At 21.6% G+C, this 23,173-nt stretch carries 18 protein-coding genes; 15 read left to right on the plus strand and 3 right to left on the minus strand.

Annotation, left to right across the window (positions count from 1 at the left end):
* The first annotated feature begins 3 nt into the window (after positions 1 to 3).
* The 12 genes from H0H36_RS00175 to odhB all read left to right on the plus strand — a co-directional run bounded on the left by H0H36_RS00175 (position 4) and on the right by odhB (position 16,290).
* On the plus strand, positions 4 to 363 hold the full coding sequence (locus H0H36_RS00175; protein WP_238786207.1) for a dCTP deaminase/dUTPase family protein: 360 nt from the start codon (positions 4 to 6) through the stop codon (positions 361 to 363).
* Positions 364 to 380: 17 nt separating this feature from the next.
* Complete coding sequence (locus H0H36_RS00180; RefSeq protein WP_185869643.1) at positions 381 to 1,397, plus strand: sugar phosphate nucleotidyltransferase; 1,017 nt, start codon at positions 381 to 383, stop codon at positions 1,395 to 1,397.
* A 44-nt stretch (positions 1,398 to 1,441) separates the two neighbouring features.
* The gene (locus H0H36_RS00185; protein ID WP_185869885.1) at positions 1,442 to 1,651 is read left to right on the plus strand and encodes a Sec-independent protein translocase subunit TatA/TatB; all 210 of its coding nucleotides are present in this window, start codon (positions 1,442 to 1,444) and stop codon (positions 1,649 to 1,651) included.
* Positions 1,652 to 1,817: 166 nt separating this feature from the next.
* Positions 1,818 to 1,949 (plus strand): hypothetical protein, encoded by a 132-nt coding sequence (locus tag H0H36_RS03115; protein WP_262887374.1) that lies wholly within the window; start codon positions 1,818 to 1,820, stop codon positions 1,947 to 1,949.
* Between the two features lie 685 nt (positions 1,950 to 2,634).
* Entirely contained in the window at positions 2,635 to 3,768 is a 1,134-nt protein-coding gene (locus H0H36_RS00195; protein ID WP_185869645.1) for a lytic transglycosylase domain-containing protein, read from the plus strand.
* 31 nt (positions 3,769 to 3,799) lie between these two features.
* On the plus strand, positions 3,800 to 4,795 hold the full coding sequence (recA, locus tag H0H36_RS00200) for a recombinase RecA (protein ID WP_185869646.1): 996 nt from the start codon (positions 3,800 to 3,802) through the stop codon (positions 4,793 to 4,795).
* A gap of 13 nt (positions 4,796 to 4,808) precedes the next feature.
* Entirely contained in the window at positions 4,809 to 5,570 is a 762-nt protein-coding gene (locus tag H0H36_RS00205) for an MBL fold metallo-hydrolase (RefSeq protein WP_185869647.1), read from the plus strand.
* A gap of 73 nt (positions 5,571 to 5,643) precedes the next feature.
* The gene (ccsA, locus tag H0H36_RS00210; protein ID WP_185869648.1) at positions 5,644 to 8,787 is read left to right on the plus strand and encodes a cytochrome c biogenesis protein CcsA; all 3,144 of its coding nucleotides are present in this window, start codon (positions 5,644 to 5,646) and stop codon (positions 8,785 to 8,787) included.
* A 3-nt stretch (positions 8,788 to 8,790) separates the two neighbouring features.
* Positions 8,791 to 9,588 carry a lysophospholipid acyltransferase family protein gene (locus H0H36_RS00215; RefSeq protein WP_185869649.1) on the plus strand — a complete coding sequence of 266 codons (798 nt, stop codon included), beginning with the start codon at positions 8,791 to 8,793 and terminating at the stop codon, positions 9,586 to 9,588.
* Entirely contained in the window at positions 9,585 to 12,257 is a 2,673-nt protein-coding gene (alaS, locus tag H0H36_RS00220; RefSeq protein WP_185869650.1) for an alanine--tRNA ligase, read from the plus strand. The genes H0H36_RS00215 and alaS overlap by 4 nt, the downstream gene beginning before the upstream one ends.
* 57 nt (positions 12,258 to 12,314) lie before the next feature.
* Positions 12,315 to 15,041 carry a 2-oxoglutarate dehydrogenase E1 component gene (locus tag H0H36_RS00225; RefSeq protein WP_185869651.1) on the plus strand — a complete coding sequence of 909 codons (2,727 nt, stop codon included), beginning with the start codon at positions 12,315 to 12,317 and terminating at the stop codon, positions 15,039 to 15,041.
* 37 nt (positions 15,042 to 15,078) lie between these two features.
* Entirely contained in the window at positions 15,079 to 16,290 is a 1,212-nt protein-coding gene (odhB, locus tag H0H36_RS00230; protein ID WP_185869652.1) for a 2-oxoglutarate dehydrogenase complex dihydrolipoyllysine-residue succinyltransferase, read from the plus strand.
* 4 nt (positions 16,291 to 16,294) lie between these two features.
* On the opposite strand, the gene H0H36_RS00235 is transcribed toward odhB, so the two are convergent.
* From H0H36_RS00235 to H0H36_RS00245, 3 genes are read right to left on the minus strand one after another with little or no spacing between them, the layout of a single operon-like run.
* Positions 16,295 to 16,849, minus strand: coding sequence for a hypothetical protein (locus H0H36_RS00235; RefSeq protein ID WP_185869653.1), 555 nt, complete (start codon positions 16,847 to 16,849; stop codon positions 16,295 to 16,297).
* Positions 16,850 to 16,860: 11 nt separating this feature from the next.
* Positions 16,861 to 17,550 carry an alpha/beta hydrolase gene (locus tag H0H36_RS00240; protein WP_185869654.1) on the minus strand — a complete coding sequence of 230 codons (690 nt, stop codon included), beginning with the start codon at positions 17,548 to 17,550 and terminating at the stop codon, positions 16,861 to 16,863.
* On the minus strand, positions 17,528 to 18,202 hold the full coding sequence (locus H0H36_RS00245; RefSeq protein WP_185869655.1) for an ABC transporter ATP-binding protein: 675 nt from the start codon (positions 18,200 to 18,202) through the stop codon (positions 17,528 to 17,530). The genes H0H36_RS00240 and H0H36_RS00245 overlap by 23 nt, the downstream gene beginning before the upstream one ends.
* Positions 18,203 to 18,284: 82 nt before the next feature.
* Between H0H36_RS00245 and sucC the strand changes: the two genes are divergently transcribed.
* From sucC to H0H36_RS00260, 3 genes are all read left to right on the plus strand, one after another.
* The gene (sucC, locus tag H0H36_RS00250; RefSeq protein ID WP_185869656.1) at positions 18,285 to 19,487 is read left to right on the plus strand and encodes an ADP-forming succinate--CoA ligase subunit beta; all 1,203 of its coding nucleotides are present in this window, start codon (positions 18,285 to 18,287) and stop codon (positions 19,485 to 19,487) included.
* Positions 19,488 to 19,498: 11 nt separating this feature from the next.
* Positions 19,499 to 20,977, plus strand: a complete 1,479-nt coding sequence (locus tag H0H36_RS00255) for an AAA family ATPase (protein ID WP_317167153.1) — start codon at positions 19,499 to 19,501, stop codon at positions 20,975 to 20,977.
* Positions 20,978 to 21,051: 74 nt separating this feature from the next.
* Positions 21,052 to 23,169, plus strand: coding sequence for an ATP-dependent Clp protease ATP-binding subunit (locus H0H36_RS00260; RefSeq protein ID WP_185869657.1), 2,118 nt, complete (start codon positions 21,052 to 21,054; stop codon positions 23,167 to 23,169).
* Positions 23,170 to 23,173 lie beyond the last annotated feature (4 nt).

Raw genomic sequence — 23,173 nt, forward strand, 5'->3', positions numbered from 1 at the left:
ATTTTGCATAAACAATATAGATATACAGAAATTTTTTCTAAAATTAAAAAAACCATATCAATTAGTTTTTTGGAAAGAAAATTAATTTCTACTGGATTTTTCATTGAATTCAATAAAGAAATGAAGTATCATATTTTTTTTAAAAAAAAATTAATAAAAGGACTTTTAATAATACACATAGAAAAAAAAGAAATTAAAATAATTGTAATAAATATATTTTTCAATACTACTATTATAATAAAACCTTATGAAAAATTAGCACTATTAAATATAGTTAAAGTTATTAAAATAAAATGGGAAAAATCTACCTGTCTAAATAAAAGTATTAGAGGAAATAATAATTTTGGAAGTACTGGAATATAATATAAAACACTATAAATATGAAAATTATAATTCCTATGGCTGGTAAAGGAACACGTCTTCATCCACATACATTAAATACTCCTAAACCATTAATCCCTATCGTAGGAAAAACGATTTTAAAAAGATTGATAAATAACTTATATAAAGTCATTAAAATTTTTTCTATACAAGAAATTATTTTTATAATAGGAAATTTTGAAAATGATATTAAAAAAGAATTAATTAAATCAACTAACGATATAGGAATTAATCCTATTTTTTATTATCAAAAAAATCCACAAGGAACTGCAGATGCATTACTAAAAGCTAAAAATTCTTTAATAGGACCAATAATTATAGCTTTTTCCGATACTTTATTTTATCATACTTCTATTGAAAAAGAAATAACTAATAAAGTGGATAATATTATATGGACAAAAAAAGTTAAAAAACCTCATTTATTTGGTGTTGTAAAATGTGATTCTTCAGGATTAATTACTAATTTTATAGAAAAACCGAAATATTATGTATCTAATTTAGCAATTGTTGGTCTTTATTATTTAAAAAATGGTCATCATCTAAGAGATGAATTGCAATATATTTTAGATAAAAAAATAAAAAATGAAGAAGAATACCAATTAACATCAGCTTTAGAAAGAATGAGAAAAAAAGGTGAAAAATTTACTAATAAAAAAATTAAAGAATGGATGGATTTTGGAAATAAAAAAAGAACTCTTTCTTCAAATTCAAAAATACTTTCTATTGAATCTAAAAATTCAAAATTAATTCATAAAAATACAGTTATAAAAAATAGTTTCATTATAAAACCTTGTTACATAGAAGAAAATACGAATATTGAAAATAGCATAATAGGACCTTATGTATCTATAGGAAAATATACAAAAATTAAAAATAGCAATATTAAAAAATCTTTAATATTAAATTATACAATAATTGAAAATGCTAATTTATACAATTCTATGATAGGTAATTTTACTTCTTATACAAAAAAAGCAAAAGAAGTTAGTTTAGGAGACTATTCTAATTTCAATTAAATAATAATAATTCATAATTTTTTTTATATTTGATAAAAAATTCCATGTTAACAGATTCTATTTTTTCTTTTTTAATATTGCTTGGAACTTTTGGAACTACAGAAATTGTAGTTATTGTCATTCTTGCACTTTTACTTTTTGGTGGTAAAAAAATACCAGAATTAATGAAAGGATTAGGAACAGGATTGAAAGAATTCAAAAAAGCTTCTGAAGAATCTGAAGAAAAAGATTCTGAATCTGAATCTGAAAAATAATAAAAATTTCTTTCATCTTACGTTTATTTATGATAGGAACAAGATTGAAAGAATTCAAAAAAGCTTCTGAAGAATCTGAAGAAAAAGCTTCTGAAGAATCTGAAGAAAAAGATTCTGAATCTGAATTTGAAAAATAATAAAAATTTCTTTCATCTTACGTTTATTTATGATAGGAACAGGATTGAAAGAATTCAAAAAAGCTTCTGAAGAATCTGAAGAAAAAGCTTCTGAAGAATCTGAAGAAAAAGCTTCTGAAGAATCTGAAGAAAAAGATTCTGAATCTGAATCTGAAAAATAATAAAAATTTCTTTCATCTTACGTTTATTTATGATAGTAATAGGATTGAAAGAATTCAAAAAAGATTCTGAAAAATCTGAAAAAAAAGATTCTGAATCTGAATCTGAAAAATAATAAAAATTTCTTTCATCTTACGTTTGTTTATTAGTACTTTTTTTATACAATTTTAAAAACTAATAATGGTAACGATAACGACAAGAAATATTGTTTTTTTTATGATCATATTAAAAAGCTTGATTATTCAATCTTTATCTNAAGAATCTGAAGAAAAAGCTTCTGAAGAATCTGAAGAAAAAGCTTCTGAAGAATCTGAAGAAAAAGCTTCTGAAGAATCTGAAGAAAAAGATTCTGAATCTGAATCTGAAAAATAATAAAAATTTCTTTCATCTTACGTTTATTTATGATAGGAACAGGATTGAAAGAATTCAAAAAAGCTTCTGAAGAATCTGAAGAAAAAGCTTCTGAAGAATCTGAAGAAAAAGATTCTGAATCTGAATCTGAAAAATAATAAAAATTTCTTTCATCTTACGTTTATTTATGATAGTAATAGGATTGAAAGAATTCAAAAAAGATTCTGAAAAATCTGAAAAAAAAGATTCTGAATCTGAATCTGAAAAATAATAAAAATTTCTTTCATCTTACGTTTGTTTATTAGTACTTTTTTTATACAATTTTAAAAACTAATAATGGTAACGATAACGACAAGAAATATTGTTTTTTTTATGATCATATTAAAAAGCTTGATTATTCAATCTTTATCTAAACCATTCATCGAACACAAAAATGTAATAAACTTTCATAAAAATATTAATCATCAAAAATTATATAATAATATTAATCATCAAAAATTATATAATAATATTAATAATATACATGTAGAAAAATTATGGATAAGAATGTTGGAAAATAAAAAAAAAATTAGGAAAAGATCTTTTTCTAAAAAAAGAAATCATATTGTTTATACTAATATAGATTTTAAAGATTTAAAATTTAGATTAAATATTCTAAATCAAAAATCACAAATTAAAATACTAAACTATAATAGTTTAGTGCATGCTTCTATAGAAAGTTATCTTCGTATGAGCAATTATATAGAAAAAATTATTTCATTATCATATTTTTATTTTCCTATGTTTGAAGAAAAACTTAAAAAATTTCATTTACCAAAAGAATTAAAATATTTAGCTATTATAGAATCTAATTTAAATCCATTTGCTACTTCTAAAGTAGGAGCTCAAGGTATTTGGCAATTTATGCCTGAAACAGGAAAAATATATGATTTAAATATTATTCATAATGTATATGATGATAGAAATGATCCTGTAAAATCTACAGAAGCGGCTTGTCGTTATTTAAAATTTTTATATAAAAAAATTGGTAATTGGGAATTAGTTTTAGCTGCTTATAATGCAGGACCAGGGACTGTAGATAAAATATTGCAACGTTATCAAAATAATAAAAAAGATTTTTGGAGTTTATTGGAGTTTTTTCCTAAAGAAACACAAAATTATATTCCGAAATTTATTGCTATAAATTATGTAATGAATTATTATAAAGAACATAATATAGCATCTATATATCATAAATATAAATATAAATATAAAGATACAGTATTAATTCCTATAAAAGAAAAGATTTCTTTAAAGATTTTATCTTTTTATATAAATATACCTTATAAAGATTTAATATTTTTAAACCCACAATATCTTGTAGATTATATACCATTTGATAATGGAAAATTTTTTATACGATTACCAAAAAATAAAATTATTCTTTTAAAAAAGAAAAATATTTTCTTATTAAGAAAAAAAGAATCATAGTATTATTACTTAATAATTTATTTTCAATATTATGAACGAAAAAATTGAACAAAAGAGAAAATCCTTAAAACTTGTCTTAGAGAAAATGGATAAGATATATGGAAAAGGAACAGTTATGCGTATGGGCGATTCTAATATCGAAAATTTAGAAATTATTTCTTCTGGATCGTTAAGTTTAGATATAGCTTTAGGTATAAAAGGATTTCCAAAAGGAAGAATTATTGAAATATTTGGTCCAGAATCTTCTGGAAAAACTACTTTAGCTTTACATGCGATTACTCAATCGCAAAAATTAGGAGGATTTGCAAGTTTTATAGATGCAGAACATGCTTTTGATTGTTTTTATGCTAAAAAAATAGGTGTTAATATAAAAGAATTAATAATATCTCAGCCAGATAATGGAGAACAAGCTCTTGAAATAGTTGATAATTTAATTAGATCAGGAGTTATTGATCTAATAGTGGTAGATTCTGTTGCAGCTTTAACACCTAAAAGTGAAATAGAAGGAGAAATGGGTGATTCTAAAATAGGATTACAAGCAAGGCTAATGTCTCAAGCTCTAAGAAAATTGACATCTAGTATAGGAAAATCTAGAAGTATATTAATATTTATTAATCAATTAAGAGAAAAAATTGGAGTTTATGGAAATCCAGAAGTAACAACAGGAGGACATGCTTTAAAATTTTATTCATCAATAAGATTAGATATACGAAAAGGAAATCAAATTAAAAATGGAGATAAAATATTAGGAAATAAAACAAAAGTAAAAGTAGTAAAAAATAAACTTTCTCCACCTTTTAAAATAGCTGAATTTGATATTATATATGGAGAAGGTATTTCAAAAATAGGAGAAATTTTAGATATAGGAGTTGATTTAGGAATCATTAAAAAAAATGGTTCTTGGTTTAGTTATAAAGATTTAAAGTTAGGTCAAGGAAGAGATTCTGTAAAAGAATTTTTAAAAGAAAAAAAAAATATTATAAGCGAAATAAAAAAAAATATAATAAATCAATATATACAAAAGTAGTTACAATAAAAATATGAAAATTACTTTTTTAGGAACTGGAACTTCTCAGGGTATTCCCATTATTGGATCTAAACATCCAGTATGTTTATCTAGAAATCCAAAAGATAAAAGATTGAGAAGTTCAATTTTAATTGAAAAAAATAAAAAAAATTTTTTAATTGATTGTGGACCAGATTTTCGATATCAAATGTTACGAGTAAATCATGAAAAATTAGATGCTATTTTTATTACACATGAACATTATGATCACACAGGAGGATTAGATGATGTAAGACCTATTATTTATAATAATAAAAAAACTATACCTATTTATGGATTACGTAGAGTATTAGAAAGTTTAAAAAAAAGATTTTTTTATATTTTTTCAAATAAAAAATCAGATATTTATAAAATATCTGTACATGAATTAGATTTTTATGAAAATTTTTTCTTTGTAGAATATTTTAAAGTAATTCCTTTATCTATATGGCATGGATCTCTACCTATTTTAGGATTTAGGATAGAAAATTTTGCATATATAACAGATGCAAGTAGTATTCCAATTAAAACAATTAAACAATTAAAAGGATTAGATATTTTAGTTTTAAATGTATTAAGAAAAATACCAAAACATCCATCTCATTTTACACTTTCTGAAGCTTTAAATACTATACAGATAATTTGTCCTAAAAAAACCTATTTAACACACATTAGTCATATGTTTGGATTTCATGAAGAAATACAAAAAGAATTACCTAAAAATGTATATATAGCTTATGATGGATTAATTATATAAATAAAATGTTTTCTAAAATTAAAATAATAAATATTGTTTAGATTTATTTTTTTATGTAAGAATTTATTATAAAATGTTAAAAAAAATTCTTTTTTCAACAAGAATAACTTCTTTTTTATTTTTATTGATAGCCTTGTCAATGGGCATAGCTACTTTTATAGAGCAAAAATATTCCACAGATATAGCAAAATTATTTATTTATGAATCAACTTGGTTTGAAATAATCATGTTATTATTTATAATAAATTTATTAGGAAATATATTTAAATATAAATTATGGAATAAAATACCTTTATTTATTTTTCATTTTTCTTTTGTATTAATTTTTATTGGAGGTATTTTATCTAGATATTATAGTTTTGAAGGAATGATATCATTAAGAGAAGGAGAAACTAATAGAAAAATTATTTCTAAAAAAAATTATATAAAATTAAAAATAGTTAAAGGTAATTATACTAAATTTTATCATAAACCCTATATTTTATCTTCTTTTCATAATTCTTTTCAAGGAAAATTTTCTTTTAATGATAGTCCTATAATAATAAAAGTTATAAACTATATTCCATGTGCAAAAATCATTTTTTCAAATAAAAAATCAAAAGATAAAATTATAAAAATAATTTCAACAAATAAAAAAGGTAGAATAGATAATTTTATTAAAAATGGAGAAGTTTTAAAAATAAATAAAGTTTTTTTTTCCTTCAATAAGGAAATACCTTATGGAATAAAAATATTTGAAAAAAAAAATAAGTTATATATAAAATCTTCTTTTTCTGGAAGAACAATAAATATGATAAATGGAAAAACTACTTTTTTTTTAAAAAATTCTTATAATGTTTTAAAAATAAAACAATTATATCAAATACAAATAGATCACAATAATTTGATACAATGGGTAATACCACATGGTATTGTTAAAAAACAATTAAAATATATTAAATCTTGCGAAGAAGAAAAAAATAAAGATACTTTATTAAGTGCTATTACAGTAAAAATATTATTTCATAATAAATATAAAGTATTTACTTTTTTAGGAGGTAAAAATAGTACTGAAATGAGTCCTCCTATATTATTAAATAATCACAAAATATCTATTGGATATGGATCTATATTTTTGGATATTCCCTTTTTTTTACGATTAAATAAATTTAAAGTAGAAAATTATCCAGGTTCTGACTTCCCATCTTTTTTTATGAGTAATGTTACAATAATAGATAAAAAAAATAAAAAAAATTATCATATTTATATGAATAATGTTTTGGATTATAAAGGATATAGATTTTTTCAATCCGGATATGATCCGGATGGTAAAGGATCACATTTTTCTGTAAATAATGATTATTTAGGAACTTATTTTTCTTATATAGGATATATTTTTATGAGTATTGGAATGTTTTTTACTTTGTTTTGGAAAGGAACAAGATTTAGTTTTCTTAAAAAAAGATTAAAATATATTACTTCTAAAAATTATTTAATATTATTTATTTTTCTATTTTTTTCTATAGAAAAAAATTATGCTTTTTCAACTAAAACACAAGAATTTAAAAAAATATCTTTAGAAAATATTTCTGATGTTATTCATATTCCTAAAAAACATGGAGAAAATTTTGGACGTTTATTAGTACAAGATTATAAAGGTAGAATAAAACCTATTAACACTGTAGCTATTGACCTACTTAGAAAAATATATAAAAAAAAATATATAGGAGATATAGATGCTAATCAATGGTTTATATCTATGCATCAAGATAATATATTTTGGACAAAAGTTCCTTTTATTAAAGTAGATAAAAAAGGAGGATTTAATTTTTTAAAAAAAATAAAAGCTAATAAAGAATATTATGTTTCTGTGATGGATCTATATGTTATAGATTCAAAAACATCAAAATTAAAATTTCTTTTTCAAGAAGATTATGAAAACGCTTTTTCAAAAAGTCCAGTACAAAGAAATGAATATGATAAAGCAGTACTTAGTTTAAGTGAGCGTTTAGGTATTATTCATGGTATTTTTATGGGTAAATATATTCGTATTTTTCCTATACCAAATGATAGTAATCATACTTGGTCTAGTTGGATAATATCAGATTCTAATAAGTTAAACCCTTCAGGATTTTATATGTTTAGTAATTATTTGAAATCTTTATTTCATGCTCAAAATGAAAAAAACTGGAATATTGCAGATAACAAAATAGAAAAAATACGATCATATCAATTTAAATATGCTAATAAATCTATTTTACCTTCAGAAAATAAAATATCTATAGAAATTATTTATAATAAACTTGATATATTTTATTTATTATCTTTTTTGTACATATTTTTTGGTATTATTATTATTTTTAATTCTTTTTTTAAAATTTTTTTTCAAAAAAAATATATACATTTTTTTTCTATAATATTTTTTTCAATTCTATTTATTTTATTTTTTATAGAATTTATTGGATTAATTTTAAGGTGGTATATATCTGGACATGCTCCATGGACTAATGGATATGAATCCGCTATTTTTATTAGTTGGATTTTAATTGGTATAGGTTTTTTATTTTATAAAAATCAATTTGTTTTAGGTATTACAGCTATAGCTTCTTCTATTTTATTAATGATAGCACATTATGGAAACATAATGGATCCAGAAATTACTAATTTAGTTCCAGTATTAAAATCTCATTGGTTAATTATACATGTAGCTACAATAACAACTAGTTATGGTTTTTTTTTAACAGGATCATTTTTAGGATTTTTAGTATTTATTTTGTATATTTTAAATAAATATGTCTATAATAAAAAAATTAAAATACATATTAATAGATTAACTATTATTAATGAAATGTGTCTTATTATAGGTATATTTTTATTAACTATAGGAACTTTTTTAGGTTCTGTTTGGGCAAATAATAGTTGGGGTCGTTATTGGAGTTGGGATCCAAAAGAAACTTGGGCACTTATTAGTATAATGATTTATGCTTTTGTTTTACATATGAGATTCATTCCATATATGAATAATGTATTTTTTTTTAATTTATCCAGTATATTATCAATAATGTCAATTATTATGACTTATTTTGGTGTAAATTATTATTTATCTGGATTACATTCTTATGCTAAAGGAGATCCTATTTCTATACCTTATTGGATATATTATAGTTTATCAATTTTATTAATTATTACGATTTTAGCTTTTTTTTCTTCAAAAAGTACTTCGGTATATAAACAATAAGAAGTGAATTTTTATTCATCTTTTTTCAAAAGAAAAACAAAAAATAATTTTAAAAAAAAAGAAAGCACTTTATTTAGAGATGCATTTGGTAATTTACATTTTATAAAACGTTTTTTAATCTTCACTTTTGGTTGTATTTCTTATAACCGTTATAATGGATTTAATCAATTACAATTAAAAGGGACAGAATATATTAAAAATTTACCTGATAAAAAAGTTCTTTTTGTATCTAATCATCAAACTTATTTTGCAGATGTTTTTGCCATGTATCATGTATTTTGTAGTGTAAAAAATGGATTTATAAATACTATTAAAAATCCAATTTATCTTCTAAATCCTAAAGTAAATTTATATTATGTAGCTGCTAAAGAGACAATGAATCAATCTATTTTAACAAAATTATTTACTTATTCTGGTGCTATTACAGTAAAAAGAACATGGAAAAAAATGAATAAAAAAGTAGATATATCTGAAATTACTCGTATGGGTAAAGCTATTAATGATGGATGGTTAATTACTTTTCCGCAAGGAACTACACAAGCTTTTGCTCCTGGACGAAGAGGTATTGTTCACGTTATAAAAAAGTACAATCCTATTGTAGTACCTATTGTAATAAAAGGATTTAAAAAAGCTTATGATAAAGAAGGAATTAAAATTAAAAAAAAAGGAGTATTAAAAAAAATGGAATTCAAAAAACCTATTCAATTAAATTTAGAAAAAGATACGACTAATGATATTATGGAAAAAATTATGGATTCTATAGAACAATCTCCAAAATATTATAAAAAAAATTTTTTATGAAATATAAATTTATAAAAGAGGCTTTTCTCAATTTTTTTAAAAAAAAAAAACATAAAATTATTCCTTCCTTTCCTATTTATTCTAAAAATGATCCTACTCTTTTTTTTATTAATGCAGGAATGAATCCTTTTAAGGATTATTTTTTAGGACATAAAAACCCTGAGTTTAAAAGAATAGTAAATATTCAAAAATGTCTTAGAATAACTGGTAAACATAATGATTTAGAAAATGTAGGATATGATAATTATCATCATACTATGTTTGAAATGTTAGGAAATTGGTCTTTTGGTGATTATTCAAGAAAAGAAGCTATAGAATGGGCTTTTGAACTGTTAATAACAGTATATAATATTCCAAAAAATAATATTTATGTATCTATTTTTATTGGAGATAAAAAAGATCAATTATCCATAGATAATGAATCTCTAAAATATTGGAAAACTTTAATAAGTGATAAAAATATTCTTTTTTTTGGTAAAAAAGAAAATTTTTGGGAAATGGGGGCTATAGGTCCTTGTGGACCTTGTACAGAAATACACATAGATTTTCGTAATGAAAAAGAAAAAAAAATGATTCCAGGACAATATCTTATTAATAAAAATCATCCAAAAGTAATAGAAATTTGGAATCTTGTTTTTATAGAATTTTTACGTAAATCAGATGGATCTCTAGATCATCTTTCTACTAAACATGTAGATACAGGAATGGGTTTAGAAAGATTATGTATGGTATTACAAAATAAATTTTCTAGTTATGAAACTGACATTTTTTCTTCTACTATTCAAGATATAAAAAAAAATTTAGGAAATATTTATAAAGAAGAGTTTAATCAAAATGTATCTATACGAATTATAGCTGATCATTTAAGAGCTATTGTTTTTTCTATTTCTGATGGACTATTACCATCTAATAATGGATCTGGTTATGTTATTAGAAAAATTTTAAGAAGATCTATTATTTATGCTAATCGTTTTTTATCTAAAAAAGATCCTTTTATTTATCAATTAGTTACTTCTTTAGTAAAAGAAATGGGATATTTTTATCCTGAATTAATAAATAAAAAAAAAGATATACAAAATATAATTAAAGAAGAAGAAATATATTTTTTTAAAGTAATTGAAAAAGGTCATAAAAAAATTAAATATATAATAAAAAAAACTAAAGAAAAAAATGAAAAAATTATTGATGGAAAAATTATTTTTCAATTATATGATACTTATGGATTTCCTATTGAATTATCAAAATTTTTGGCAAAAAAAAATAATTTATTAATTGATGATAAATTATTTAAAAAAAAACTTTTAGAACAAAAAGAAAGATCTAAAAAGGAAAGTAGCGGAATAATAAAAAAAGATTGGATAAGTATAAATGAAAAAAATTTTTTTTATGAAGAAGAAAATTTTATAGGATATAATTATTTAGAATATAATATTTTAATAATAAAATATAGAAAAGTAGAAAATCAATTAAATAACACTTATTATTATGATTTAGTATTCTCTAAAACTCCTTTTTATCCTAAAGGTGGAGGACAAATAGGTGATATTGGTTTTATTAAAAATAAATTTGATGAAATTTTTGTTTTTGATACCAAAAAAGAAAATTCTATTATTATACATTCTGTTAAAAAATTACCAAAGGATATATATTCTTCTTTTAAAGCTATAGTAGATAAAAAAAGAAGAGAAAAAATAGAAAAAAATCACACTTCTACTCATTTATTAAATTTTGCATTAAAAAAAATTTTAGGAAATCATATTCAACAAAAAGGTTCTTATATAGGAGATGATTATCTAAGATTTGATTTTTATCATTATAAAAAAATAACTTATGAAGAATTATATCAAATAGAAGATTTAGTTCAAAAATTAATTTTTTCAAATTTTTTTATAGAAGAAAAAATATTTCTTTCTTTAGAAGAAGCTAAAAAAAATGTTTCTTATTATAGCGATATTTTTGAAGAAAAGTATAAAAAAAAAATACGTTTAATCACTTTTGGAAATTCATCTGAATTTTGCATAGGTACACATGTAAAAAAAACTGGATTAATTCAAATTTTTAAAATCATATCAGAAACTTCTGCTTCATATGGAATACGAAGAATTAAAGCAATAACTTATAAAAAAGCAATACAATACTTAAAAAATTTTTATAATCAATATAATTCTTTAAAAGATAAAATGAAATATCCAGAAAATCCTATAAAAAGTTTTGTATTCTTACAAGATCATAATAAAAAATTAGAAAAAAAAATATTAAATATACATTCACAACAAATAAAAATATTAAAAAAAGAATATTCTATAAAAGCTATTAAATTATCATATATAAAATATATATGTGATATTAATGAATATCAGGAAAAAGAATTTGATATGAATGTTTTAAAAAAAACTTTATTAGATTTGAGACATGAAATATTTAATTTATTTATGATTTTAGGATTTATAAAAAACGGAAAACCAACTGTTTTTATATCTATTTCAGATTATATTATTAAAAATAATAATATTCATGCTAATCAAATAATATGTAAAATGGCAGATCATATTCATGGAAAATATTGGGGAAAATCTTTTTTTGCTACAACTATAGGAATTAAAAAAAATGGATTACAATTAGTCTTTAAGGATTCCATAGAATTTATAAAAAAAACATTTATGGATTAAAATAATAAACTTTGATAGATCTTTAAAATGTTTAAATTTGAAATAAAAACTTTGTGTATGAGTGATAGATATTCTTTTCTAAATTCAATCCAATATATAGAATCTCTTTATGATAAATATAAAAAGGATCCTAATTTAGTAGAACCTAGTTGGAGTGCTTTTTTTCACGGATTTGATTTTAGAAAAGAAACATATAATGAAGAATTAAAAAATAATAACGTTTTTAATAACAAAGTGAAAAAAGAATTTTCAGTATTAAATTTAATTCATGCTTATAGAGAAAAAGGACATTTATTTACTAATACAAATCCTATTAAAGAAAAAAGAAAATATTTTCCTTATTTGGATTTTAGAAATTTTGGATTATCTGAAAAAGAATTAGATTTATGTTTTGAAGTTGGAAACTTAATAGGAATAGGAAAAACTTCTTTAAGAAATATAATTAAATATTTAAAAAATATTTATTGTAATTCTATAGGAATAGAATATATGCATATTTCAGATTCTAATAAAATAGAATGGATTGAAAAATGGTTTCAAAGAGAAAAATTTAAATTTTCTACAGAAGAAAAAAAATTTTTTTTAAAAAAATTAAATGAAGCATTATCTTTTGAAAATTTTATTCATACCAAATTTATAGGTCAAAAAAGATTTTCTATAGAAGGAAATGAGTCTACACTTCCTGCATTAGAAGAAATGATAGAATATGCATCTAATAAATATTTTACTGAAAATTTTGTAATTGGAATGTCTCATAGAGGACGTTTAAATCTATTATCTAATTTTTTTCATAAAGATTATCATCAAATATTTAGTGAATTTCAGGGAAAAGAATATGAAGATAAAAATTTTTCTGGAGATGTTAAATATCATTTAGGCTTTTCTAAAATAAGAAAAAGTCGTAAAGGACAATATGTTAAACTTATTTTAGTACCTAATCCATCTCATTTAGAATCTGTAGATTCTATTGTAGAAGGTATTACACGTGCAAAAATAGATATAAATTATAATAAAAATATACATTCTAAAAAAATTATTCCTGTTCTTATTCATGGAGATGCAGCTTTATCTGGACAAGGGATTGTATATGAAGTTGTTCAATTATCTAAACTAAAAGGATATAGTACAGGTGGGACAATTCATATTGTTATTAATAATCAAATAGGATTTACTACAAATTATACAGAAGGTCGTTCCAGTATTTATTGTACTGATATAGCAAAAGTTATTCTTTCTCCTGTATTACATGTAAATGCGGACAATATAGAATCTGTTATAAAATCTGTTTATTTTGCTGTTGATTTTAGAATGCGTTACCACGAAGATATTTTTATAGATTTACTTGGATATAGAAAATATGGACATAATGAAGGAGATGAACCTCGCTTTACTCAACCTACTTTATATAAAGTTATTTCAAAACATACTAATTCTTACAAATTATATAAAAATAAATTAGAAAAAGAAGGAATTATTAATAATAATGAAGTAATAAATATGGAAAAAAAATATGAAAATGACCTTCTTAAAGGATATAATAAAGCTAAAAATATTAAATGTAATTCTTTTTTAGAATTAGAAGAAGATGAATGGAAAAATTTTCCTATAGTATCTAATGATGAAAATATTTTTAAAGAAGTAGATACACGATTGCCAATAGAAAAAATTGTAAAAATTTCTAATAAGATTTTTTCTATTCCAAAGGATAAAAAATTTTTTAGAAAAACTGAATATATTTTTCAAAAAAGAATGGAAATGATTCATAAAAATTTATTGGATTGGGGAATGGCTGAATTAATAGCTTATGGAACTATTCTAGATGAAGGTAATCCTATTCGTTTATCAGGAGAAGATGTAGCAAGAGGTACTTTTTCTCAACGTCATGCTGTTATAAAAACAGAAGAAGAAGAGGAGATTATTCTTCTTAATCAAATACGTACAGGACAAGCAAAAATACAAGTGTATAATTCTCCTCTTTCAGAATATGGAGTTTTAGGTTTTGATTATGGATATGCTATGTTTACTCCTAATGTATTAACATTGTGGGAAGCACAATTTGGAGATTTTGTAAATGGAGGACAAATTATAATAGATCAATATATTTCCTCTGGAGAAAATAAATGGAAAATTAAAAATGGCATTGTATTATTATTGCCTCATGGATATGAAGGACAAGGACCTGAACATTCTTCTGCTCGTATAGAACGTTATTTACAACTTTGTGCTAATAATAATTTATTCTTGGTTAATTGTACTACTCCATCCAATTTTTATCATCTTTTGAGAAGACAATTAAAATTAAATTATAGAAAACCTCTTATAGTTTTTACTCCAAAAAGTTTACTTAGAAATAAAAAATGTTTATCAACAATTGATAATCTTTCTCAAGATATTTTTCAAGAAATTTTTGATGATATTTCTGTTATAGATTCTAATAAAATAGAAAAAATCATTTTTTGTTCTGGAAAAATATATTATGATTTACTAAATAGAAAAGAATCTATTAAAGATGAAAAAACAGCATTAATTCGTATAGAACAAATATATCCATTAAGAATAGAAAAAATAAAAAAATTACTTATAAAGTATAAAAATAAAAAAGAAATTTTTTGGGTACAAGAAGAACCAGAAAATATGGGATTGTGGAGTTTTATTTTAAGAAAAATAGGACATATAATTCCTTTTAAATTAATATCTCCATCTGAAAACTCTAGTCCATCTACAGGATCTTATCAAGATTTTTTAAAAATTCAAAATAAAATATTAGTGCAATCTTTCCTTTAATTTGAATTTATTTTAATATTTAAAACTTAAAATTATTATGATAATAAAGGTGAAAGTACCTTCCCCAGGAGAATCTATAACAGAAGTAGAAGTATCATCTTTGTTTGTAAAAAACGGAGATTATGTTTCTAAAGGTCAAATAATAGCAGAAATAGATTCAGATAAGGCAACTTTGGAAATTTCTGCAGAAGAATGTGGAACTATAACCTTAATGGTAAAAAAAGGAGAAAGAATAGAAGTAGGAGAAACATTTTGTATTATTAATTCTTATAAAAAAAATGATGAGATTTATAATAAAAATATTACTAACACCCATAAAGTAAAAAATGGTAAAAAAAAACATATTTGCAATAATATAGCTTCACCAGCTTCAAAAAAAATTTTAAATGAAAAAAATATTTCTATAAAAAATGTTAAAGGAACTGGAAAAGGTGGAAGAATTATAAAAGAAGATTGTATCCTTTTTAAAGAAAAGAATATAAATGATTCTATCATAGAAGAAAATACAATGAATAATCGTTTAAAAACAATAACTCCACTTTCTTCTTTAAGAAGAAAACTTTCAGAAAGATTAGTTTCTATAAAAAATAAAACAGCTACATTAACTACATTTAATGAAGTAGATATGCAAGAAATTTTTTTAATAAGAAAAAAGTATAAGGATTTTTTTCAAGAAAAACATGGAGTTCATTTAGGATTTATGTCTTTTTTTACTCTTTCTTGTGTTAAAGCTTTAAAACTTTATCCAGATATAAATGCTATGATTGATAAAGAAAAAAAAATTAATTTTAAATATTATGATATTAGTATTGCTATATCTGGTCCTAAAGGATTAATGGTTCCTGTAATAAGAAATGCAGATCATTTATCTATTTTAGAAATAGAAAAAGAAATAAATAGATTATCAATACGTGTTAGAAATAATACAATTTCTATTGATGAAATGAAAGGAGGTACTTTTACTATTACTAATGGTGGAGTTTTTGGATCTTTATTATCTACTCCAATTATAAATCCACCACAAAGTGCTATTTTAGGAATGCATAAAATTATGGAAAGAACTGTAGTTATTAATGGTTCTATTAAAATACGTCCTATGATGTACTTAGCTTTATCCTATGATCATAGAATAATTGATGGAAAAGAATCTGTTGGTTTTTTAATTAATATAAAAAAAATTATAGAAAATCCAATGAAATTTTTAATGGAAGAAAATGATAAAGATTTTTCCAAAATATTAGATTTATAAAAATCTAATATTTATTTCTAATAAAAGGATTTTGCCTATCTTTAATATTCATTTTTTTTATTTGTATTTTTATTATTTGAATTTGATCTTGTAATAATCCAGAAATATCTGTTTTTTTTGCTTCTAATAATAAATGTTCAGCTTTTTTTTTATCTCCTTTTGATAAAGATGCTATTGCTAGATTTAATTTAGCAATAGCAATATTTTGTTTAAATTTTAAACCAAAATCTAATGCTTTTTGCATATAATTTTCTGATTGAATAATATTTTTTTCTGAATATAAAATTCCATTTAAAAAATAATAATAAGCTATTTGATTTTTAGTAAGTTGTAATTTTGGATTTTTAATATATCCTAAATATTTTTTAAAACCTTTCATGTCCTTTTTACGTATTTTTAAAAAAGCTAATAGTAAAAATTCATTTCTGAAAATGAAAAAAATAGGAATTATACTAAATAAAGATAAAATAGATCCTAAAAAATAATTTTCTTGAAAAAAGAAAAAAATAGATATTAAAAAAATAAATATAGATAATATTATTTTTGTATATTTTCTCATAATTTATAATTTTATGAAAAAACATTTTTTTTTATAATCCAATTCATAAGATCTTTATGATTTAAAATATTTATATTATGTCCAGATTCATATTCTTTATATAGATAGGATATTTGATTTTTTTCAAGAAATTTTAATCCTTTTTTTACCTTTTTAATAGGAATAATAGTATCATATATTCCATGAGAAATAAAAAAATTTAAATCATAATAAATTTTTTTATTTATTTTTTTTGGTATAATATAATTTTCTAAATATCCACTTAAAGCAATTACTTTTTTAACTATATTTGGTTTTATAAAAGCTATAGAATAGCTTAAAATAGCTCCTTGACTAAACCCACATAACCATACTTCATTTTTTTTTAATTTATATTCTTTTATAGCTTCATCTATAAAAAATGATATTTTTTGAATAGTTTTTTTAGCTTGTGAAATATGGATAAGTTTTTTTTCATCAGAAAAATCTATATCATACCAAGAATATTTATTTATTCCATTGGAATAGATTCCTTGAAGACTAATTATAAAAAAATTTTCTGGAATATCTTTTTCTAAAAAAAAAAATAAATCTTTCTCATTACTTCCATATCCATGTAGCATTAAAAAAAGAGAAGAATTTTTTTTTATAGATTTTTTTGTAATATATTTTATAGATAAATTATTGTTTAATACATTTTTATATTTTGTATAATATTCCATTTTCTATTTTTAATTTTTCATCAGACATATCTGATAATTCTAAATTATGAGTTACTATTAAAAAAGTTTGTTTTAATTCTTTTTTTAAAAAGAAAAAAAAATTGTGTAAACTTTCTGCATTTTTCATATCTAAATTTCCCGAAGGTTCATCAGCAAAAATAATTTTAGGATTATTAATTAAAGCTCTTGCTACAGATAATCTTTGTTTTTGTCCTCCAGATAGTTCTTCTGGTTTTGAATCTTTATATTTATAGATATTTAATTTTTTTAATAAATTTTCAGCTTTTTTTTTTAAACATTTTTTTTTATTATTTTTATTTATAAATCCTGGTATACAAATATTTTCTAATACAGTAAATTCAGGAAATAATTGAGGTGTTTGAAACACAAAACCTATATCTTCATTTCTTATGATAGATAATTCTTTATCTAAAAGATATAATACATTTTTTTTATTAATTTTTAAAATTGTTATTATTTTTTTTTTTATAGTAGGTTTCTCTAAAGTACCTAATATATGTAATAAAGTACTTTTACCAGATCCAGATTCTCCTAATATACAAACTATTTTACCTTTTTTTACAAAAAGATTAACTCCTTTTAAAACTTCATCTTTTCCATATGATTTGTATATATTTTCAGCTTGAATCATTTTTATTAAATTTATAATTTTATTAAAAATAAAAAATAAACGAATTTAGTTTAAATTTACTTATGAATAAAACTATTTTTGAATGAATTTATACGAATTTCAAGGTAGAGAAATATTAAGTTCTTTTTCAATTAAAATTCCAGAAGGTATTCTTGTTTCTTCTCCAGAAGAAGCTGTAAAAGCTGCAAAAAAACTTTTTAAAAAAAGCAAAAAAAAATCTTTAGTAATTAAAGCTCAAATACATGCAGGTGGACGAGGAAAATCTGGAGGAATTAAAGTGGTAAAAACTTTAGATGAGGTTTATGAAATTTCAAAAAATATTTTGGGGAAATTTCTTGTGACCCCACAAACCTCTAAAAGAGGTAAATTAGTTAAAAAAATATTATTATCTGAAGATGTTTATCCTTCAAATTCTATTAATACTCCTATAGAGTATTATTTATCTATATTAGTAGATCGTGATATAGAAAAAAATATCATTCTTTATTCTAAAGAAGGTGGAATCAATATAGAAGAAATTTCAAAAAAAAGTCCATATAAAATATATAGAGAAGAAATAAATCCTATATTAGGACTGCAATTATTTCAAGCTAGAAAAATAGGTTTTAAATTAGGAATTAAAAATGAATCCTTAAAAAATTTTATTCATTTTTTAATGCATTTATATAAAGCTTATAAAGCTTGTGATGCTTTATTATTGGAAATAAATCCTTTAATTAAAACATTTGATAATAAAATCATTCCAATAGATATAAAAATAATATTAGACGATAATGCTTTGTTTCGTCATAAAGAATATATATCATTTTATCAAGATGATATAGATCCTATTGAAAAAGAAGCTATTGACGCTAAATTAAATTTTTTAAAGTTAGAAGGGAATGTAGGATGTATGGTTAATGGAGCTGGTTTAGCTATGGCTACTATGGATATGATTAAATCTTGTGGAGGTTCTCCTGCTAATTTTTTAGATATAGGAGGTTCAGCAGATAAAATACGTGTAGAAAAAGCATTTTGTATTATTTTAAAAGATAAATCTGTTAAAACTGTATTAATAAATATATTTGGAGGTATAGTACGTTGTGATACAGTAGCAGAAGGTATAATTAATTCATATTCTAAAATTAATTTTTTTTTAAAAAAAATACCAATAGTTGTTCGTTTACAAGGTACAAATGAAAAAATAGCAAAAAAAATGCTTAATAAAAGTTTATTGCCTATTTATTCTACTGATACTTTAAAAAAAGCAGCTTATAAAATTAAAGAAATTTTGTCTATTGGTTAGATTATTATGTTATGATGAACAAAATAACTTTTGTTAATTATATGTTATCTGATAAATATACTCCATTGAAATGGAATGATGTAATAGGACAAAAAGATATTATTATTAATTTAAAAAAAGCAATAGAAAAAAATTGTTTATCTCAAATATTATTTTTTATTGGACCTAAAGGAGTAGGAAAGAATACATGTGCACGTATTTTAGCAAATGAATTAAAATACAATTCTAAATTAGAAACATTTCATATATTTGAAATTCATAAAATTTTAAATAATAATTCAGAGGATAAAATAATAAACCAAGTTAAATCTATTTCTAATAATAAAAATATTAATATTTTTATTATTAATGATTTAAATTTATTTTCTCAATATTTTTCAAATTTTATTTTAAAATTTATAAAAGAAAAACATTCACATATATTATTTATTTTTTGCGCAACAGAAGAAAATAAAATACCAGAATTAATTTTATCACGTTCTCAGGTTTATGAATTTAAAAGTATTTCTATAAAAGAAATTTTTTTTCATTTAAAAATGATTGCTGATAAAGAAAATGTAGAAATAGAAAATGAAGCTTTATTTGTATTATCTCAATATGTAGAAGGATCTCTTAGTAAAGCTATTTTTATTTTTGATAAGTTTTTTTTGAATAAAAAAAAATTAACTAAAAATATGATAATGAAAAAATTAGGATTAATTGATTTAAAATATTATTTTGAAATAGTAGATTATCTTTTAAATAAAAAAATGCATAAAATATTAATTACTTTGGATGAAATTTTTCAAGAAAAAATAGATTTTTATAACTTATTAATTGGTTTTATTAATCATTTTAGAAATTTATTTTTATCTAAAAATTCAGATACAATTTCTATTTTAAAATTTAATAAAAAAACAATACAATCTTATATTGAACAATCAAAAAAAATATCTTATTTATTTTTAGTTAATATTTTAAATATTTGTATTCGTTGGGAAAAAGAATATAATAATAAAAAATTAAATAAAAATTGTAGATTAATAATAGAAATATATTTAATTCAATTGTATCATTTATTTTCAAATAATAAAGAAAAAAAAGAATCAAAAGAAATTCTTTCTTCTTTGCAAGAAGAAGAAAAAATTTCTTTTTTACAAAAAAATTGGATACAATTTATACAAAATTTTTCTGAAAAAGTAGATCCTATTTATTTAGATTTTTTCAAAAAAAAAATACAATTTCAGATAAAAAAAAATAAAATATTTTTAATTATTCCCTATGAATTAGAAAATAAAGAATTTTTATTAATTCAAAATCATTTTGAAAAATACTTAAAAAATAAATTAAATTGTCCTAACCTAGAATTTAAAAGAATAAGTAAAGAATCAAATGAATCCCAAATAAAGGAATACAACTTTTTATATAAAAAAAATAAGTTTGTAGGAACTTTAGTAAAACGATTAAATCTAAAAATATCTCCTATACAAGGAGAAAAAAAAACTTTATGATCAGTAGTATCATTTGTAGAAATAGAAGAGATATTTTATCTTCTTTTTCTTTAAAAATTTAAAGAAATTAATTTATGATTCATAATTATTCATCAAATAATATTAAAAAATTTTTTTTCTCTTCTACTTATTCAGATGAAGATATAGAAAGTGATAGTTCTACTTCTTCTTATGATGATGGATCTGGAGGTAGTGAAACAGGTTATGGTTATTATGGAGGAGCTTCAATAAGAAAAAGTAAAACACCTGTATTAGATAATTTTGGAAGAGATTTAAATGCTATAGCTATAGAAGGAAAATTAGATCCTGTAGTAGGAAGGGATAAGGAAGTAGAACGAGTTTCTCAAATATTGAGTCGTAGAAAAAAAAATAATCCACTTCTTATAGGAGAACCCGGAGTTGGAAAATCTGCTATAGCAGAAGGGTTAGCTTTAAGAATTGTTCAAAAAAAAGTTTCTAGAGTTTTATATAATAAAAAAGTTATTGTATTAGATTTAGCTAGTTTAGTTGCTGGTACTAAATATAGAGGTCAATTTGAAGAAAGAATAAAAGCAATAATAAACGAATCAGAAAAAAATACAGGATTAATTTTTTTCATAGATGAAATACATACTATGATTGGAGCAGGAGGGACAACAGGATCTTTAGATGCTTCTAATATATTTAAACCTGCTTTAGCAAGAGGATATATACAATGTATAGGAGCTACTACATTCAATGAGTATAGACAATATATAGAAAAAGATGGAGCTTTAGAAAGAAGATTTCAAAAAATAATAGTACATCCATCTTCAGAAAAAGAAACTATTGAAATATTAAAAAAAATAAAAGTAAAATATGAAACTCATCATAATGTTATCTATACTGAAAAAGCTATAAAATCTTGTGTATATCTAACTGAACGATATATTGTAGATCGTTTTTTACCAGATAAAGCTATTGATGCTTTAGATGAGTCTGGATCACGTGTTCATATTAAAAATATAAAAGTTCCACAAGAAATAGTTCTTTTAGAAAAAGAGTTAGAAAATATTCGTAAAGAAAAATCTAAAGTAGTTAAAAGTCAAAAATATGAAGAAGCAGCACGTTTACGTGATACTGAAAAAGGAATAGAAAAACAATTAATAAAAGCTCAAAATGAATGGGAAGAATCATCAAAAAAAAATAAAGAAATAGTTTCTGAAGAAAATGTTGAAGAGGTTGTATCTATGATGAGCGGAGTTCCAGTTAATAGAATAGCTATGGCTGAAATGAAAAAGTTAAATCAAATGATGGATAAATTGAAAAAAAAAATAGTGGGTCAAGATGAAGCTGTAGACAAAATAGTGAAAGCAGTACAAAGAAATAGAACTGGATTAAAAGATCCTAATTCTCCTATAGGATCTTTTATTTTTTTAGGACAAACAGGAGTAGGTAAAACCTATTTAGCAAAAGTTTTTTCAAAAGAATTATTTGATTCAGAAGAATCATTAATACGTATAGATATGAGTGAATATATGGAGAAATTTTCTGTATCTAGATTAATAGGAGCTCCTCCAGGTTATGTTGGTTATGAAGAAGGAGGACAATTAACAGAAATTATACGTCGTAAACCTTATTCCGTTATATTGTTAGATGAAATAGAAAAGGCACATAACGAAGTATTTAATATATTATTACAAATATTGGATTACGGATCTGTAACAGATAGTCTTGGTAGAAAAATAAATTTTAAAAATACTGTAATTATTTTCACTTCAAATACAGGGACAAAACAATTAAAAGAATTTGGTAAAGGTATAGGTTTTAATACAAAAGCAAGAAGATCAAATAATTATATTAAAAATGTATTTGAACAGGCTATAAAACGAACTTTTTCTCCTGAATTTTTAAATAGAATAGATGATGTTGTTATTTTTAATTCTTTAAAAAAAGAAGATATATTAAAAATAACTCATATAGAATTAGAAAAAATAAAACTTCATATGTTTAATTTGGGATATAAAGTAATTTTACTTTCTGAAGTAAAAAATTTTATTCAAAAAAAAGGATTTGATAATGAATATGGAGCACGTCCTTTAAAAAAAGTTATAGAAAAATTTATAAAAAATCCTATATCTGAATGTATAATCAATGGAAAATTAAAAAAAGGAGATAAAATTTATCTAAAAATAAATGAAAAAAAAAATAATATAGAAGTTATTATTCAATAATAAA

Origin of the sequence: Blattabacterium cuenoti, assembly GCF_014252395.1 — a bacterium.
Classification (GTDB): Bacteria; Bacteroidota; Bacteroidia; order Flavobacteriales; family Blattabacteriaceae; genus Blattabacterium; species Blattabacterium cuenoti_AA.